This window comes from Haladaptatus salinisoli (assembly GCF_020614375.1).
Lineage (GTDB): Archaea > Halobacteriota > Halobacteria > Halobacteriales > Haladaptataceae > Haladaptatus > Haladaptatus salinisoli.
In genome coordinates, this window is the sequence record NZ_CP085329.1 from 491,079 (window position 1) to 505,904 (window position 14,826).

General features: G+C 63.2%; 11 protein-coding genes. 3 read left to right on the forward strand and 8 right to left on the reverse strand.

Going from position 1 to position 14,826, the window contains the following annotated elements; translation table 11 throughout:
• Positions 1 to 10: 10 nt before the first annotated feature.
• The 7 genes from LIX00_RS20175 to LIX00_RS20205 all read right to left on the reverse strand — a co-directional run bounded on the left by LIX00_RS20175 (position 11) and on the right by LIX00_RS20205 (position 9,149).
• The gene (locus tag LIX00_RS20175) at positions 11 to 2,167 is read right to left on the reverse strand and encodes an oxidoreductase (RefSeq protein WP_227356352.1); all 2,157 of its coding nucleotides are present in this window, start codon (positions 2,165 to 2,167) and stop codon (positions 11 to 13) included.
• Complete coding sequence (locus LIX00_RS20180; RefSeq protein ID WP_227356353.1) at positions 2,164 to 3,036, reverse strand: LLM class flavin-dependent oxidoreductase; 873 nt, start codon at positions 3,034 to 3,036, stop codon at positions 2,164 to 2,166. The genes LIX00_RS20175 and LIX00_RS20180 overlap by 4 nt, the downstream gene beginning before the upstream one ends.
• 68 nt (positions 3,037 to 3,104) lie before the next feature.
• Positions 3,105 to 4,781 (reverse strand): acetate--CoA ligase, encoded by a 1,677-nt coding sequence (locus LIX00_RS20185; protein ID WP_227356354.1) that lies wholly within the window; start codon positions 4,779 to 4,781, stop codon positions 3,105 to 3,107.
• 259 nt (positions 4,782 to 5,040) lie between these two features.
• Positions 5,041 to 7,140 carry a type B DNA-directed DNA polymerase gene (locus tag LIX00_RS20190; protein ID WP_227356355.1) on the reverse strand — a complete coding sequence of 700 codons (2,100 nt, stop codon included), beginning with the start codon at positions 7,138 to 7,140 and terminating at the stop codon, positions 5,041 to 5,043.
• A gap of 4 nt (positions 7,141 to 7,144) precedes the next feature.
• Entirely contained in the window at positions 7,145 to 7,417 is a 273-nt protein-coding gene (locus LIX00_RS20195; protein WP_227356356.1) for a DUF8156 family protein, read from the reverse strand.
• Positions 7,404 to 8,075: a P-loop NTPase family protein gene (locus LIX00_RS20200; protein WP_227356357.1), complete on the reverse strand. Its 672-nt coding sequence runs from the start codon at positions 8,073 to 8,075 to the stop codon at positions 7,404 to 7,406. Before LIX00_RS20200 ends, LIX00_RS20195 begins: the two co-directional genes overlap by 14 nt.
• A 72-nt stretch (positions 8,076 to 8,147) precedes the next feature.
• On the reverse strand, positions 8,148 to 9,149 hold the full coding sequence (locus LIX00_RS20205; RefSeq protein ID WP_227356358.1) for a Cdc6/Cdc18 family protein: 1,002 nt from the start codon (positions 9,147 to 9,149) through the stop codon (positions 8,148 to 8,150).
• A 287-nt stretch (positions 9,150 to 9,436) separates the two neighbouring features.
• On the opposite strand from LIX00_RS20205, the gene LIX00_RS20210 reads away from it, so the two are divergent.
• Entirely contained in the window at positions 9,437 to 9,700 is a 264-nt protein-coding gene (locus LIX00_RS20210; RefSeq protein ID WP_227356359.1) for a ubiquitin-like small modifier protein 1, read from the forward strand.
• Positions 9,701 to 9,831: 131 nt separating this feature from the next.
• Here the strand turns inward: LIX00_RS20210 and LIX00_RS20215 are convergent, their stop codons facing one another.
• The gene (locus tag LIX00_RS20215; protein WP_227356360.1) at positions 9,832 to 11,139 is read right to left on the reverse strand and encodes an acetamidase/formamidase family protein; all 1,308 of its coding nucleotides are present in this window, start codon (positions 11,137 to 11,139) and stop codon (positions 9,832 to 9,834) included.
• Between the two features lie 233 nt (positions 11,140 to 11,372).
• On the opposite strand from LIX00_RS20215, the gene LIX00_RS20220 reads away from it, so the two are divergent.
• Positions 11,373 to 13,160 (forward strand): S8 family serine peptidase, encoded by a 1,788-nt coding sequence (locus LIX00_RS20220; RefSeq protein WP_227356361.1) that lies wholly within the window; start codon positions 11,373 to 11,375, stop codon positions 13,158 to 13,160.
• A 57-nt stretch (positions 13,161 to 13,217) separates the two neighbouring features.
• The gene (locus LIX00_RS20225) at positions 13,218 to 14,819 is read left to right on the forward strand and encodes an LVIVD repeat-containing protein (protein ID WP_227356362.1); all 1,602 of its coding nucleotides are present in this window, start codon (positions 13,218 to 13,220) and stop codon (positions 14,817 to 14,819) included.
• Positions 14,820 to 14,826: the final 7 nt, after the last annotated feature.

The window sequence follows — 14,826 nt, forward strand, 5'->3', positions numbered from 1 at the left end:
AGGAGCGAGTTCACCGATTAGAGACGGGATTCTCGGGGTAGAACGATACCAAATCCGCCCGGCCGCCGCCGACCATCGTGTTCACCTCGTCGTACGTCGTGAGGTAGTTCGTCGAGAGCGTCGGCACCTCGATCTCGTTACGGAACTGTTCGCTAAACCGGCCCAGCGTATCGGTATCGAACTGCGGGCGTTCCCGGACGGACGCCCGTCCGGCCACGATAGCGAGGAGGTCGCAGTCGCGTTCCTCGAGCGAGCGGGCCACCTCGTACGACTCGTGCGTTTTGAGACCGTTCAGATTCCAATCCGTCGCTTGGAGGGTCACCCCGAGGGATTTTTCCTCCGGCCACGCGCCGCGAACGGCGTCGAAAACCTCGATCGGGTAGCGCATTCGATTCTCCAGCGATCCGCCGTACTCGTCGTCGCGGTCGTTCGAGAGCGGCGAGAGGAAACTGGAGAGGAGATAGCCGTGTCCCGCGTGGAGTTGTAAGTGGTCGAACCCGGCCGTATCTGCGCGCTCCGCCGCGGTGACGAACGCCTCCCGAACTCGATCGAGGTCGTCGGAGTTCATGGCGGTTGGCGTGGGACTCGCGGGCCCGAACGGCTTCGACGAGGGGGCGAGCAGTTCCCACCGCTCGCGCTCGGGGAGCGGACGGTCGAGACCGCGTTCTCGGGATTTGGTCGCACCGCGTCGTCCGGCGTGAAACAGGTGTGCACCGACGACGGTTTCCGCCGGCGAGGCGTCGCGTACTCGAGCGATCGCCTCGCCGAGGGCGTCAGCGTGTTCGTCGGCGTAGAGTCCCGGCGTACCGGTCGTTATCCGTCCGTCGGGCGCGACCGCCAGCGGGTCGGTCAGCAACATGCCGGGGCCCCGTTCGCCCCGTTTCACTAACCGGTCGAGATACGAGTCCGCGGGCCGTCCGTCGGTTGCCGTCTCCGTGGGTGGCAGCGTCATGACCGTGCGGTTCGGTATTCGCACCTCCCGCAACGAGAGGTGTTTGAACAGCGGCGGCGTCGCGACCGCCGTCGTTCCCTCACCCTCGGCCGCTGCGAACCACTGATCGAAGCGGTCGACGAACGACGGGTCGCGAACCCGGAGGTTATCGTAGGTGATACGTCCGCTCCGCGTCAGGAGGTTGAACGCGAACCGACGCGGGCGGAGATTCCGGTAGCGTTCGACGTTCTCGAAGTAGTTCTCGCTTCGCTCGGCGGCCTCCTGCAGCCCTTGGACGCGCGGACGGCGCTCCTTCTCGTACCAGTTGAACGCCGCACGAACGTCCCGACCGTGTTCCTCGAACGCTTCTTGGAGGGCGATCGCGTCTTCCATCGCCATCTTCGTCCCGGAGCCGATGGAGAAGTGGGCGGTGTGGGCCGCGTCGCCGATCAGAACGACGTTTTCGTGCGACCACGTCGCGTTTCGCACGGTCGGGAAGTTCCGCCAGGCGTAGAGCTTCGCCTCGAGTTCGTACGCTCCCACGTGATCGGCAAACAGCTCCTCGAAGTAATCGAGCGCCTCTTCCTCGGATGCGTCGTCCATTCCGGCGGCCGCCCACGTTTCCTCGGTACATTCGACGATGAACGTGCTCTTCCGCCCGGGATAGGCGTGAACCCGCCAGAGCCCGTGTTCGTTCTCCCGGAAGATGAACGTGAACACGTCGAACGGTTTGTCGGTTCCGAACCACGCGAACTTCGCGTTCCCGGCGCTGGTGTTCGGCCGAAACGCCCGGTCGTAGGTCTCTCTGACGGTGCTGTTCAGACCGTCCGCGCCGATGAGGACGTCCGCCTCCTCTCGAAGTCGTTCCGGATCGTCTATCGCCTCTCCGTGACGTAGCGTGACTCCGAGCTCGTCTGCCCGGGTCTGGAGGATCGACAGGAGGTCCGAGCGCATGATGCCCGCGAAGGAGTGTCCGTTGCATCGGAAGTACTCTCCGTCGTAGTAGATGTCGATCGGATCCCAGCGGACGAACGCATCGGTAATCCGTTCGTGACTCGGTCGATCCGCCTCGCGGAGCGACGAGAGGGTGGCGTCCGAGAAGACGACGCCCCAACCGTACGTGTTGTCCGCGGGGTCGCGCTCGTGGACGGTTATCTCCCACTCCGGGAAGGACTTCTTGAGCAACAGCGAGACGTACAGTCCCCCGGGGCCGCCCCCGAGTACGTCCACTTTCACGCATCATCACTCCCGTTCCACGCGGTGCCGAGGGTGTCGGCCAGCAGATCGAACTGTTCGGGGTCGGCCACCGTCGGGAACAAAATGAGCTCGTCGCACCCCTCGTTCTCGTAGCCTCGGACGAACTGCGTGACCTCTTGAGGGGTCGTCAGAAGACTCTCGGCGATTCGTTCGGCGAACGGCCCGGTGAATTCGTAGTAGTTTAGCAGATACTCCCGCCCCTTCTCGGCCGCATCGCCACCGCCGAGCGCGTAGTACCCGTGCCCCCAGAGTTCGGGGTCGCCCGGTCGTTCGCATTCGGCCCACGCCGCTCGCGCTCGTTCCGCCTGCCGAGCGAAGGCGCGTGGCGGACCCCCGCCGTGAATGTAGCCATCCGCGAATCGTCCGACCCGGCGGTACGTGTGGTCGCTATCGCCGCCCACGAGAATCGTCGGCCCCCCGTCCTGGACGGGGTCGGGACCGATATCGTCGCCTTCCCAATACTCACGAAGTTCCGCTAATTGCCGGTCGAAGAGGCGACCGCGCTTTCCAAACTCGACGCCGACGGCGTCGTAGTCGTCTTTTCGCGCACCGAGAGCCATTCCGAGCGTCAGTCGGCCGTTCGAGAGGACGTCGAGCGTCGCGGCCGTCTTCGCGAGCGACGCGTTGGGCCGAAGCGGTCCCGCGATGATCGACGTCGCCAACTCGATTTCGTCGGTGACCGCCGCGCACGCGGTCAGCGTCGTCATCGGATCGAGGCCGTGATAGCGCAGCCGATCGAACACCCCGAGGCTCGTGAACGGGCCGTCGTCCGCCCGCTCCGCCCACGATAGTACCAGCTCCCTGTCCGCTTCTTTCAGCGTATTCGGTAGGCCGATCCCAACTTGCATATTATATGTCCTTCGACTGTTACCAACACCCTATAACTATCGGTGGATGTTACCGCTTGCCACGACTTTCAGGGAGCGCTGGCGGCGCCACTCTCTCGTTCGCGTTCGCGGAGGAGATTTCGTCGTATCTTCCCCGTCTCCGTTTTCGGAAGTTCGGGGACGAACTCGATACGTCGCGGGTACTTGTACGGGGCGATCCGGCTTTTGACGTGATCTTGGAGCGTCGACGTGGTTTCCTCGCTCGGTTCGACCCCGTCGACGAGGACGACGAACGCTTTGACGACCGTTCCGCGCTCTTCGTCGGGACTTCCGACGACGGCAGTTTCGTAAACTTCGTCCCGCTCTTGGAGCACCGACTCGACCTCCGGGCCGGGAATGTTGTATCCGCTGGAGATGATGAGGTCGTCGCGGCGCGACTTGTACTCGAACCGGTCGTCCGCAGTCCGAACGAAGACGTCACCGGGCAGGCTCCACCCGTCCTGCACCGCCAGTTCCTGTTTCTCCGGCCGCCCCCAATAGGTGACTCCCGTCGGGCCGCGGACGGCGAGCAGACCGGGTTCGCCGTCGTCGAGTTCCTCGCCCGTATCCGGGTCGATGACCTTACACTCGTAGCCCGGTACGGGGTAGCCAGTCACCGACGGGTCGATTTCGTCGCCGATTCGGTGACTGACGAAGATGTGGAGCATCTCGGTCGACCCGAGCCCGTCGAGCAGTTCGATACCGAACGACGATTTGACGCGCTCGAACGTGGACGGCGATAGAGGCTCCCCGGCGCTGATGCCGATACGAAGGGACGAGAGGTCGGCCGCCTCGATCCGGTCGGCGTGCTCGTTGAGCATTTGGTTGTACGCGGTCGGTATCGATCCGAGTACCGTGACACCGTATTCGTCGATCGTCTCGATGAGATCCGCCGGTTCGGCGTTCTCGATGATGACGGTGCTCGCGCCGAATCGGAGCGGAAATGCGACGAGCACGCCGTATCCGAACGTGAACGCGATCGGCGGATTGCCGGAGAAAACGTCGTCCGCAGTCGGTTCGAGGCAGTATCGTGCGTAGCCATCGATAATCGAAAGCATCTGCCGGTGCGTGTGGATCGTCCCTTTGGGTCGGCCCGTCGTCCCGCTCGTGTACGCGAGCATCGAGAGGTCGTCGCGGTGGGTTTCCGCCGCGTCCAGTTTCGGCGTCGCCGCTGCACAGAGGTCGTCGTAGTCGAGGTGGTCGTGTGCGATCTCCTCGCGATCGGCGACGATGATCGTTTGCAGGGACTCGCACGTTTCGTTTGCGGCTTCGACCGGCTCCAACAGCCCATCGTGCACGAGGGCGACCGTCGCATCGGAGTCTTCGAGAACGTAGGTGCACTCTTTCGCCTGGAGGAGTTTCATCGATGGGACGGGAATGGCACCGATTTTTTGAACCGCGAGGCACGAGACCGCGTACTCCGGCCGATTCGGGAAGCGGACGAAAACTCGCTCACCGGGCTCGACGCCGAGGTCCCGTAGCGCACTTCCGAGCCGGTTCACCCGCGTTTGGAGATCGCGGTACGTTATCGATTCGTCCTCGAAATAGATCGCGACGGCATCCCCCTTTCCCGCCTCGACGTGCCGGTCGACGAGTTCGACGGCTGCGTTGAGTGATTTCGGATAGTGGAGTTCGGGGAGCGCGTAGAAGAGATCGGCCTCCGTTTCGGTCGGTGGGAACTTCCCTGCCGGAACGTTCTCTCCTTGGATGCTGTTCTCACGTAGCATACCCCCCCTTTCAATGCCATCCATTATATATCCTAAGAAAAATTTTACAGGAATCGTTCGGATGGGCCTCTCTCGTCCGGTAATGCGTCCGCCGCGGACCGGCGAACGACCGCTACCGCTCGATTTGCGGTCTAACGGGTGCTTCTGCGTTTTTCGTCCCCGCCGGCGTATCCACCCGGACGGAGAGGGGCCGACGGATTGCGGAGTCCCGAATCCGGCACGGTTCGTCGAGTACGCGATACGGTGCATGTACTCGGCGCTAGCCGAAGGACTGTAAACTGAACTCGGAGTACGTAGACAGTTTCCGGTCGATATCGGATTCGCGCCAGCCGAGCGGCGATAGCACGCTCGTGGCCGCTCGCACCAACAGCTCCCGGTAAAACTCGACGTCGTACTCGGTCGGCTCCTCGATCGCTAAGGCGACCCGGTCACGAGACCGCTTCTCGTCATCGACGACGACGTACGAGATACTCTGCCCGGGTGCTCGCGTCACCCCCAAGTCCGCCGCACGGTCGAGTGCCGCCACGCTCCGCGTCGACTGCGCGTAGTCGTCGCGGGCCTTCGAGACGCGATTCGTGATGACGAGGTCGATCGGATCGACGTCGCCCCGCCGAAGGCGGTCGATCCACGAGCGTAGCTCCTCGCACACGGGTTCCGGCGCTCGATGTTCGTCGAGTGCCGTGATGAGTGCCTTCTGTGCCTCGTCCACGAACGGCGGCGTGCTTCGTTGGCGACACTCGATGCCGCGATACTTGTACTCGTCTTCGCCAGCGACCTTCCCGAAGTACTTCGTCAGCGCACCGGCGTCCGAATCGCGCAGCGGGACGAACGCGACCCAGTCGTAGCGCGCTTCGTGTTCGAGTCGGATGTCGACCCGCTTCGAGATTCGCGTCGTGAGTTCGTCGAGCGACGTCCGTTCCGCGTCGTCCATCGGCGTGACCCAGACGCTATCGACGATGCCGTGGACGACGCGCCAACCGTGTTCTTCGAGCATCGTCTTCGTCTCCAAGAGGATCTCGCGAGCGAACGCGTTGATGGCTTCGTGGCACTCGATCCGCCCGAACTTCGCGTTCGAAAAGCCCTGATAACCGAAACAGGAGACGAGAATCCACTTGATCGCGTTCGACCGTCCCCGGAGTTCCGCTCGCCGCGCTGCATCGTCCGTCCGCTGTAACTCCGCTTTGATCGCGTCTCGGTCTCGAATCAGCGGCTCGAGCACGTCCGGAAGGTAGCCCCGCTCGTCACAGATCGAATAGCCGAGACCGGGTACGTCTTCACGGTCGGCGTGGCACTCGCACCGAATCTTCTCCGGACTCACGTTCCGGGTGACGATGATATTGGGATACAGCGCCGAGAAGTCGAGTTCGTGCACGTCCTCGTGCAGTCCGACGTCCGGCGAGAAGGTGAACCCGCCGCGGTCGGCGGCGTGGAGTTGGCGCATCGTTTTGAATTTCTCGTGACGCCACGAGTGCCACGGGACGAGCACGTTCCGTTTCCGCGCTTCCCGAATCTGAATCGCCGTGAGGATGTTTCCGATCGAGGACCACGACAGTTCTTGCAGCGGTTTACCCGACCGCTTCACGAGATAGAGACAGCCGTCCAGATTCGTCTGGTTCCACATGAACGTGTTCGACGCGTCGACGATCACGCGTCCCGGAAGGTTGTATCGAGCCGGTGAGTGACCCACCCGGCCGTAGCTCGTGTACGTCGATTCACGGGCGAGTTGCTGCCAACCGGGGAGTCGACCGAGGTGAAAGTCCGTATCGAGACGGTCCGCCTGGCGATACAGCGCGGGAACGACGTCGCTCGTGTTCATCATCAGGACGTCCGGGTCGTGACGTTCGACGCGAGCAGCCACCGTTTCCAGTACGTCCACCCCGTCGCCGGTCACCACTTGGTCGCCGATGGTGAGTTCGGTGATCGTCTCGCCCGCAAGTTCCGTCTCCGGAACCGCGATACGCATCCGAGTGAGGTCGCGCTCGGGAAGCGGCGAAAGCTCGTTCTCGAGGCAGTAACGGAACTCGCGGGAGAAATCGACGTTGTAACACCGATACTCACCGGGTGACCCCCACCGGCGTATCATCGACGTGATCGCGGCGATGGCATCTAGATCGATACCGTCAACCCGGAGCACTGATCGCGGATCGCGTCGAAAGGAAACGCGCCTCTCGACGACCGAGACGCGAGCGACGGCGGGGTGGACGCGGAGTGCGGCCTTCGCATCGGACAGTGAGCCCGCGCCGTGCGCCGAGACGTAGATGGTCGGCGCGTACGACCCGTCGATTTCGTACTCGGCACCCGACTCGGTCAGCGACCATCTCAGTACATCGCCGTCGAGATAGTCGAACTTGTACGCCATGGCGTCATCTCTCGGCGTTCAGGTCGTTCTCCAGATGGTCGATTCGGTCTTCGAGGTCGTCGAGTCGTTTCCGTTGTTCGAGGAGCATCGAGACGAGCGCCGGTATCTCGACGAACTGGTGGTTCTGCAGGCCGCTGGCGTCGGCGTGCGCTCGCGCGTCCTCGAAGAGGCGGTCGAACACCTCTTGGTCGGCGTGTCGAAGCGCGCGGCGGTAGTCTTCCCACCGCGATTCCATGGCGCGCAGCGCGTCGCGGTAGGTCGGATTAGTACGACCCACGGACGCTCACCTCCGTCGGGGAATCGGCGCCGGCGACCGCCGGATGACGCGTCGTGAGGACGCGCTTCCAGAACGCTAGCGTCGTCTGCACCGTCCTGTTGTCGAGCGGGTACACCAACGTCTCGTACTCGTCGCCCGAAAAGCGCGGTCCGTACGGCGTCCGTTCACAGCGGATGACGGCGTCCGCACACTCTCTGACCGGAGCCGTCAGCGTATCGTCCGCGTGTTGCGTCACGAGCACGGGGACGTCGACCGTGTCCGCGATTTCGCGGACGAGATCGACGGCCGCCGAGAGCATCCGCTCACCGTTGCCGGGGGAGAGATCGTCCGACCGGTAGAACCGGTCGAACGCCGGAAGGACGACGATAGCTGTATCGTCCGCGAGTTCGGGTGCGAGGTCACGGCAGAGGCTCTGGTGTTGCCACGGCGTGAACGCACGCGCGATTTTAATGCGGTCGAGGACGCGCATCGACGGGGCGATTCGTGCCAAGTGTCGGGTGGTTCCGTGGCCGTGGGCGTCCACCCAGACGGCCGACCCGCCCGCGAGGAGCACCTGATCGAGGACGAGCGACTGTAACGCCCCGGTCGCTCGCGCGTCCGTTTCGAGCAGCGTGATTCCACCGTCGAGGGTCGGGAGTTCCGGTTGGTCGTGGCGCATCGTAACTCAACGTATCGTCGGAACCGTACATAGGCAAGACAGGGTCGTTTCCAATCCTTCCGAAAGAACCGATCAGCGGAGTCGGTAGGTGCGGGCGCGATTCTTTCCTTCGGCGATGACGAGCCGATAGTGTTCCATTTTCTGCAGGTGGTTTCTGACGGTTCGATTCGTCTTCGGGTCGTCGACGCGCTCCCGATACAACTCGTAGAGGTCGCCCGGATCGAGTTCGCCTTCCTCGTCCAAAATCTCGTAGAGGGCACGCTGATGGGCGTTGAGTTGGTCGATGGTTTTCTGGCGGACTTCGTGGCGACCGTCGGGGACGGCCTCGTGGACGATGTCGGTCGTGATTTGGTCGGTGCCCGACTGGTCGGCGCGCCGTGCCGCGTTTCTGAGGATACCGATGGCGACGCGGGCGTCCCCCGCCGCGGCGTCGGCGATCAGAGCCAACTGTTCGTTTCCGATAGCGCGTTCCGAAAGTCCCCACCGAGCGCGCGCTTCGAGAATCGCGACGAGTTCGTCGAGGTGGTACTTCTCGAACGGAATCCTCACACAGGTCTGTAATCGACTGGTGAGGCGGCCGTCGAGCTGGCCGAACAGCGCTTCCTCGCGATTCGCGATGAGAATCATCGAGATGGTCCGCATCCGGTAGAGGTCGTAGAGGACGCTTTTGTCCTCGAGTTGGTCGACCTCGTCGAGGATGACGACGAACTGCGGGCCGTCGTACCCCTGGAGTCTGTCGAGCAGTTCGTCCTTCGGCGTCGACCGGCGGTGGATGTCGACCGTCTTGCCGATCCCTTCGAGGATTCGATACAGCACTTGGAATCGGGTGTGATCCTGCCAGCAGTTGACGTACTGGGTATCGATGTCGAGGACGTTCTCGCGCAGGCGCTCGACGGTGTAGTTGGCGATGCAGGTCTTTCCCGCACCGGACGGTCCGAGCAGGAGCGACGTCTCGCCGGTCTGGCCGTCCATGATGGGTTTGAGCGTGTTCGATAGCGCGTTGACCTCAGAGTTGCGATGCTCGACTTCGTCGGGGATGAACTGGGGTTGCAGGACGCGAGCATCGTGAATCATGCCGGTGGCTATTCTGCCCGACATAATAAACGGAAGCGGGCGATTTCCGATTCTTCCGATACGCGATGGTTCGCCGATTCCGGAACGGACGTTGCTCGCGGTGGGTTCGGGAACGACGCGATCGAAGCGATCCGTGGGAGAAAACGTCGGAGAACGCTCCGTCTCTCGACGTTCTGTGGTGATCCACGGTTCAGTGGACGACCAGATCGTCGAATGCGCGAATTCGGCGGGATGTATCGAGTCGTGTGCACCCAGCGTTTTTCGAGCGCACGCTCGTAGTGTACCGCATGGAAGTCACCGTGTACGGGCCGCTCCGAGGCGCGACGGGTGAGAAAACGGTAACGCTACCGTTCGACGGAGGAACCGTCGAAGACGCGCTTACCGTCTTCGTCGAGAACTATCCCCGAGCGACGTCTCAACTGTACGCCGCCGACGGGCAACTCCGGGGCAGCGCCCGTATTTCCGTAAACGGAAAACCGGTCGACTTGGACGATGACTGCCCGGGCGACGCGGAACTGACGGTGTTTCCCGCCGTCCAGGGCGGACGGTGAGACTCGTCGACCGTCGAAAACGGGGATATCCGTGAAAGAAGACGGACCGCGAAAGGAGTCCCGACAGCGCGCGCCGGGCGGATGCGAGCCGCCGAACGCGTCGCGTCTCGAAAGACGGGCAAGTGCGGTGGTTAGAGATCGTACTGTGCGCGAACGAGATCCGCGAGGCCCCGGTCTTCGAGGCGATCCATCGGTGCGAGCATCGTGAGCTGGACGACGCCGGGAAGGCGTCCGATTTCGACGCCCCCGGTGAACGTACACCGCGCCCGCACCTCGCCCTCTGTCATGTCGAGGAGCGCGCCGGCGCGCTCGAACGCGTTCTCGGTCGCGTCGTTGATCGTCGCTCCGCTGCCGATCACCTGAAGCGGCCCCATCTCTTCGATTTCGTCGACGTCGTATTCGGCGGCGAGTTGCCGACCGCGTTCGAGTTCCTGATCCGAGTAGGGTTTGCTGATGGGCGGGAGGTCCTCCTCGTTCGGAAGCAACAGCGGACCGTCGATATCGAGGTCTTTGATGACTTCGACTTCTAACTCGGCGTGACCGCTCACGTCGGTGGTGTGGAGCGAAAGTTCGCCATCGCCTTGGTTGGCGTGCATATCGCCGACGTAGACGCCACCGCCGTCGATTTTGACCGGGCAAACGAGGACGGCACCCTCACGGACGGCGTTGATGTCCATGTGACCGTCGGTACGTTCCGCGAGTTCGTCCTCGTCTTCGAGTCCCCAGTCGTGTTCCGCGCCGATGAGGAACTGACCGAAGTCACCGGCGTTGTGCGAGTCGGGAATCTCGACCGGCGGGGTCGTCCCGATGTTTCCGATAAACGGGCGGAGGTGACCGAGCGTGCCCGGCATCTCCGAGGGTTTGTAGAGGAGAATCGGATGCTGACGGGAGTTCTCCGGAAGCGCCATCGCGTCGTCGGCTCGATTCGCCAAGTCCGCGGCACCGCTTTCGTCGACGGTCAACCCCACCGTTCGATCGTCGTCGAAGGCGACCGTATAGCCGTATTCGAATCCGAACGAGGAGGCGTTCGCACCGCACTCGGCGCATTTGATCGCTTCTTCGCCCGTTCCCTCGACGATGCTCTCCGGCCACTCCGTCCCGCACTCCGGACACCTGTGGTCGACGAACGGGTCGTCGCCGAACGCACCGTCGCGCTCGATCATGCTCCCGGTGCTCGTCGCGATACTCGTCACCTCGACGTTCTTGATCTTCAGCGCGATCGCATCACCGACTTCCGCGTTCTCGACGCGGATCGGTCGCGTCACTTCGTGGCCGCCTCTGAATTCGGGCGTAATCATCGGCCCCCAACACGCTGGCGGCGTGTGCGTCCTGATGACGCCCCCGTCGGCGACGGTGCCCGCCCACTCTTGGTCCGGCCCGACGAGGCCAAGCGTGTACCGGTCGACCGAAAGTTCGTGTTGAACTTCTTTCTGAGCCATGGTAGCCAAGTACGAGATTGAGCAGGGAATATCTTAAACGATCGTGTTATATTGCGGTCGCCGAAGCGGTGAATCTCGGAAATCGGACGCACGCCGACGGAGGCCTCGGACCGACGTCGTATCGATGGACGCCGTTGAAACGGCGACGAGTAGGAACTAAAGGAGGGTTCAACTAAGTTAAACTCTGTATCAGGAATAATTATTAGTGTAGACATCTATTGATAGACTGAGCTATGGTATACCAAGGCATCTTGGGTCGTCGCGACTTCCTGAAGGCGACCGGAGCGGCGGGGGCAGCGATCACGCTACCGCTCGGCGGGACGGCCAGTGCTGTCGGCACGGAGGACGGTATCGACGATTCGTTCGACCTGAGTGAAAGCGGACCGACGGAGGCGCTGGTCGTGTTCACCTCGAACGACCAGGTCGACCGGTTGCGGCACCTCGACCTCGAAAGCGGCTACCACAAGTTCGAGGTGCTCCCCATCGGCTACGCGAAACTCACGAGCGATCAAATTCGCACCGTCGCGGGCTGGGCGGAGGTACGATACGTCCAGAAGAACGTCGAACTGGAGTACTACAACGACGACGCCCGAGAGGCGACCAAGGCCGGGTCGGTTCAGTCGAATCTCGGATACACCGGCTCCAGCGTCCACTCGGTCGTTATCGACAGCGGCGTCGACGGCGATCACCCGGACCTCGAAGACGACCTCGTCGCTAACTGGAGATACGTCAACCCGCTCTCCAGCAGCGAGGACACAACGTGGAAGAACGTCGGGAGTCTGGACAGCGACGACAACGGGCACGGCACGCACTGCTCGGGTTCCATTACGGGGTCGGGCAAGGCGAGCGACGGGCAGTACAAGGGCATGGCACCGGACGCCGACCTCACCGTCTACTCGGCGGGACTAACCCTGCTCATCGTCAAACCCGTCGCCGCGTTCGACCACCTGCTCGCGCGCCAGCAGGCGGGCGACGTCGATGTGCAAATCGTGAGTAACTCGTGGGGCGGCGGCGACGGTACCGACTTTAACCCGGACGACGCGGTCAACGTCGCCACGTGGGCGGCCTACAACGAGGGCATCCTCCCCGTCTTCGCGGCGAGCAACAGCGGGCCGAGTACGAACACGCTCAACCAGTACGCGACCGCACCCCACGTCCTCGGCGTCGCGGCGACGAAAGACGACAAGACCGTCACCGACTTCTCCTCCCGCGGTCGCACGCCGAGCTACGACGGGCCGACCAACTACGATCGCAAGAAAGCGCTGCGAAACCTCGAAGAGTACTACGCCGCCGACAAGACCGAAACCAAGGTCGATTCCGGGTCGTACTCGGGCACGGTGACGGCCGCCGGCAGCGAGTACCACCGATGGGACGCCCCGAAGAAAGCGGGCTACGTGGACGCCAGCCTGTCGTGGACGCCGAGCGCCGAGGACGTCGACTTCTACCTTCACGAGGGGAGCACGGACGGCCCCGTCGTCGCGAGCGGCGCGACGCTGAGCGAACCCGAGGAACTGTCGGCCACCGTCGACGGCGGGACGACCTACTACTTCGAAGTTCGACCGTTCGCGGACGTCGCGGCGGATTACACCGTCGATTTCACGGCCTACGAGGGAATCGAACGCGACGTGACGCCGACAGGAATCTACCGCCCCGGCGTCGCCGCCCCGGGTAACTACGTGATGAGCACGCTCGCACCGGAAGACCCGCTGCAAGCCTACGCCGCCGGCACCGAACACCAGGACACGGAGGAGTACTACGGCGCGATCAGCGGTACCTCGATGTCCTGTCCGGTTACGGCCGGCGTCGCTACCCTCGTCGTCGACGCATACCGGCAGAACTTCGACGAATCTCCCGACCCCATCGACGTGCTGAACACCATCGAAACGGAGGCCGAGGACGTCCACGACAGCTACGCGCCGTGGAACGTCGGCGCGGGCTTCGTCGACGCCTTCGACGCCGTGAAGCGGGCCGAGTCGGGCGATTGGGCCACGTTCGGCACCGTGAAGCTAGCCGATTACTGAGCCCAGCAACGTTCCTTCGAATCGGACTACGAGCGCACGACACCACGTTACGAACCCATGACCAACGACCGCACCACACTGACGGACGCGACGAGACGCACAGTGCTCAAGACGCTAGGTGGCGGTGCTGCGCTCACTGTTGCGCCGACCGCGAGCGCCCACGAGTTCAACGGCGACTCCGCCGGCGACGGCACCTCGTCGAGTCACGACCATACGGACGCTAGCCTTCACGGCTCGTCGAGCAACGTCGAACTGTTGGACTACCACAGCCTCGGAAGGCGTGGACCGTCGAGCGCCAACTCGGCCGACGATCCCCACTTCGGCGGCATCTCCGAGATGCGCGTTATCGGCGACTACGCGTACGTCTGCTTTTTCTCCTCGAAAGATCCGACCAACAACCGGGGAATGGGCGTCGTCGACATCTCGGAGTTCAACGCCGCGGACAACGCGAGCGACCTTCGAGACGCCGAGATGAACTTCGTTGCGTTCGTCCGCAACGACAACGACGCGGCGGCGGTGATGGATCTCAAAACGAGCGCCGACGGCGACTACGTGTTCTACACGAAACAGCCCGTTTCGGCGCTGTTCGACGACCCGGATCCGACGCCGAGCACCGAGGAGGACTCGACCGGGCCGTTAGCGGGGGCCATCACGGCCGTCGACGTGACCGATCCGGAGAATCCGACGATCGTCGGTACCTTCGCCCACGACACCGGCTTCCACAACTGCTGGCACCACGAAGTCGGCGGCACCGACTACGTCTTCGCCATCAAGGACATCGAATTGGACGGCACCTCCGGGGTGTACGTCTTCGAGTTCGACCGGACGACGGGTCTCCTCGAACTGGTCAACACGTGGAACCAGGAGGGGAACTTCGCGGACGGGAACGTCACCGGCGGCGACAGGTACATCCACGACATCGTCGTCCAAGACGACCCTCGCCTGGAGAAACCCGTGGGCTACCTCTCGTACTGGAACGCCGGCGTGTACGCGCTCGACCTCTCGAATCCGAGGAACATCTCCGTGCTCGGCCACTTCACGATGTCGAACGCCCACTACGCCGAACCCGCGCCGACCTACTTCGACGGCAAGCGGGTGCTCGTCGCCGGCCACGAGTACCCGAGCGATAAGAACGGCCACTCCGGGCAGGTGAAACTCCTCGACGCCGACGGCCTCGACGACGGGTACGCGAAGGGCGAGGATAATATCGTCGAACTCGACCATTGGGAGTGGCGCGACGACGCGTCCTACGACGGCACCTACACCTTCAGCCCTCACAACTTCACAGTCACTGCCGGAAAGTGGGTTCACGTCGGTCACTACCACGGCGGGACGCGCTTCCTGCGCATCGACGCCGACGATTGGTCGCTCACCGAGAAGGGCTACTTCCAAGCCGCCAAAGACGTTCCGGAGGAGTCGAAGGTGGTCGGGTTGAACCACGCCGCACCGTTCACCTGGACGGCCGTGACCCAGAACGGCGTCACCTACGCCGCAGACATCAACACCGGCGTCTACGCCCTTCGGTACAAACCCGACAGAAACGTCGCGCGTGCGAGCGTGGGCGCGGCGGGTATCGTCGGCTCCGTCGGGCTGTTTAGGTTGGCGCGGCGGTACAGCGACGACCTTCGGATGGCGCTCGATGGGCTGTTCAGCACGTAGGAATCGA